Consider the following 2,772-nt stretch of genomic DNA (forward strand, 5'->3'; position numbering starts at 1 on the left):
GGACTCCGTCCCTCCCTCTGCTGCTTCGGCTCGAAACCAGGTTGGTCCGGTTTCACCTGACGCGCACGCAAGCGGTGCGGCCGGATGCTTCGCACCCTGGTTTCGCCCTGGACGGGCTGCACCAGGGCAGAACGGAAAAATTCGGCCTGGGGGCCATTTTTCCTCACCCCCCTCGTGGGCTCGGGTGGCGTCTGTCAGGCTGTTTCCGTCGTCTTCGACGCCGGTTTATCAGAGCGGCTTTTGGCCGCTCTGGAAGCAGCTTTCGCTGCCCAAAGCCCTCTGCGCTACCATTCGATTTTCGTCTAGGAAAATTCCTCATGCAGCGTCTCGCCATACCTTCGGATTACGTCCTGCAGTTCATCCTGGGCCGCGCCTCCTATGTCCTCCCATGGGAGGACAAACTTTGCCCAGGTAATCCAGCAGATGATCCCGAAACTGGCGCAGAGGAATACAACGCATATGCCATCAAAAAGGCGCAGGAAGTCGGCAGAGCAACGAAACCAGACCCCGTGCTAGATGCAGTGTATTTGGCGTTAAAAACGCCTGGAGAGGCTTACAGGGCCCTTGCTGAGGATCTTGCGGAGGCTTATCAAGGTCGTTATAGGTTTCTCATAGACAATTTGGCCCAGTGGGACGAAGAAACCAGGTGGTTGAGGGCTGACCTGGTTTTTTCCAATTCTGAGCTTCGCCATTTGTCAGCCACGCAAGTGATGGCTTTACGAACAAGGGCCGCCGAGGCCTGACGCGCTGCGCTTGTCCCCTCGACCTCCATACGGGAACAGGTTCCCGTACTCCGATCGAGGCCAGTTCATCCACCGTTGAAATTCCTCAGGTCAGGGGCCGCGACCCCGGCTCGTCGTGACTCGCTTCACCGTCGCGGCGAACGGAGTCCCGGGCGGAGCGAACCCTTGACCTTTCGCTGATCAAATCACCCTCTGGCGCTCTGTTCCTGGCCACCGGCCGGGAGCGGAGGCCCCCAGCATGGGTGCTGTTGATTTTGCTTTTGGCGCTCTGGGTAGTATTGCGAAATGTTCTTCACCCCCCTCCCGGATCCTGTGGGGTGCTGTTACACCCCCACTTTACCGAAGACTCCTTCGTTTTTTGGCTCTGGAGTGGAGGCGCAAACCTCGCCCGTTATGTTCCTGGTCGTGATGAGAAAATTTGCCATCACCACTGAGGAGCTGGACATGAGGGTTTCAATCGAGCTGGATCGTAAGGATGTTTTGTCCCTGATCGCTGTTTTTCTGCTGATGCTCCCGGATTCCGGGGCTTTGCGCGGTTCTGAGGCGGGCGAGTCCCTGCTTTACTTGATACATAGAAACAATGTGTTAGCAGGTGCTATGCTCGGCCCCACGAATAAGGGGGCCATGAATGGCGCATAAAAAAACCCCTGAGAACTCTTCCAACTTGGCAGGCGGGGAGTTCACAGGGGCTGACGAAGCTAGGCTTCTGGACGAGAGAATAACACGCTACGGCGTGGCTCACACAAGGTCTCAGGCGATGCTAGAACATCTCCGAAAGACCCCGTCCGAAGCGACCATCAAGACTGCCGCTAGCCTTGCCAGCTGTGGTAATTACCTGCATTTCCGGGAGTACTTCACCGTGGGCAAGGTACGGCTGCATAGTGCGACGTTCTGCAAGCAGCACCTGGTCTGTCCGTTGTGCGGCATTCGCCGCGGTGCCAAGGCTCTTGGGGCTTACTTGACCCGCTGGCAGGTGATCCAGGAGGAACGCCCGGATCTGCGGCCCTATCTCCTGACCCTAACAGTCAAAAACGGGCCGGATCTTGAAGAGCGTCAATCGCACCTCGCGAAGTCGCTACGTCGCTTGATGGATCGTCGTCGCTACTTCAATGCCGGTACTCGTGGCGCTCCCTGGACAGAGCTTTGCAAAGCCGAGGGGGCCGTCTACACCCTCGAGCTGACCAACAAGGGCAATGGCTGGCACCCGCATTGTCACATGATCATTCTGGCCACATCACAGCCCTCCCAAACCGACCTCAGCACCGAGTGGCACAAGATCACCGGTGACAGCATGGTCGTGGATTGCAGGCCCATCCTGGGCGATCCCGTTGAGGGTTTCATGGAGGTGTTCAAGTACGCCGTGAAATTCTCCGATCTGACCTTGGCTGACAACTGGCACGCGGCGCAGATCCTCAAGGGCAAGCGCCTGCTGAACAGCTTCGGCTTGTTCCGTGGCGTTGATATTCCCGACTCGCTGCTCGATGAGCCGCTCGACGGGCTCCCGTACCTGGATAGGTTCTATCGCTACCTGGGCGATTCATACCAGCCAGCGAGCATCAGGGAGTGAGGCAGGCGACAGCGTAGCGCCTGCCTGCCTCACTCCCTGAAATTGCCGCTCCTATGGCTCACCTATTGCTGCGGCAATAGGCCCAACAATAGGACCTGCAATACAACCGCCAAGAGCCAAAAACATAGAACCCAACAGCAAAATGCCGTCACCCCTGCGGGGCTCCGTGGCCGCCCCTCCGGGCCGCCCAAACCTCCCGGGGGAGCGCCCCGGAAGGCCTTCAGGGTTCTGAATCGCTGCGCGATCCGCCACCCTCTTTCCTCCCCTGCGCCCTGGACGGGCTTGTCTCGAAAATTCACCCGCGTGCGCGCCCGGCAAAGCCGGACCAACCCGCTTTCTGAGACTGCGCGACGCATCGGCGCGGGACTCCGTCCCTCCCTCTGCTGCTTCGGCTCGAAACCAGGTTGGTCCGGTTTCACCTGACGCGCACGCAAGCGGTGCGGCCGGATGCTTCGCACCCTG

The 2,772-nt window shown here is 59.1% G+C and carries 3 protein-coding genes; all 3 read left to right on the forward strand.

Going from position 1 to position 2,772, the window contains the following annotated elements; genetic code table 11:
* Positions 1-317 precede the first annotated feature (317 nt).
* The 3 genes from ACZRKZ_RS27665 to ACZRKZ_RS27675 all read left to right on the forward strand — a co-directional run bounded on the left by ACZRKZ_RS27665 (position 318) and on the right by ACZRKZ_RS27675 (position 2,310).
* Positions 318-743, forward strand: a complete 426-nt coding sequence (locus ACZRKZ_RS27665) for a hypothetical protein (RefSeq protein ID WP_073454712.1) — start codon at positions 318-320, stop codon at positions 741-743.
* A gap of 285 nt (positions 744-1,028) precedes the next feature.
* Positions 1,029-1,382 carry a hypothetical protein gene (locus ACZRKZ_RS27670; RefSeq protein ID WP_138726174.1) on the forward strand — a complete coding sequence of 118 codons (354 nt, stop codon included), beginning with the start codon at positions 1,029-1,031 and terminating at the stop codon, positions 1,380-1,382.
* Positions 1,372-2,310 carry a protein rep gene (locus ACZRKZ_RS27675; RefSeq protein WP_252144858.1) on the forward strand — a complete coding sequence of 313 codons (939 nt, stop codon included), beginning with the start codon at positions 1,372-1,374 and terminating at the stop codon, positions 2,308-2,310. Before ACZRKZ_RS27670 ends, ACZRKZ_RS27675 begins: the two co-directional genes overlap by 11 nt.
* Positions 2,311-2,772 lie beyond the last annotated feature (462 nt).

It is taken from the genome of Pseudomonas sp. c313 (assembly GCF_055407145.1).

What these genes read in the sequence shown, in the direction of transcription:
- ACZRKZ_RS27665 (WP_073454712.1), top strand. Translation starts at nt 318, where the DNA reads ATGCAGCGTCTCGCCATACCTTCGGATTACGTCCTGCAGTTCATCCTG.
- ACZRKZ_RS27670 (WP_138726174.1), top strand. Translation starts at nt 1,029, where the DNA reads ATGTTCTTCACCCCCCTCCCGGATCCTGTGGGGTGCTGTTACACCCCC.
- ACZRKZ_RS27675 (WP_252144858.1), top strand. Translation starts at nt 1,372, where the DNA reads ATGGCGCATAAAAAAACCCCTGAGAACTCTTCCAACTTGGCAGGCGGG.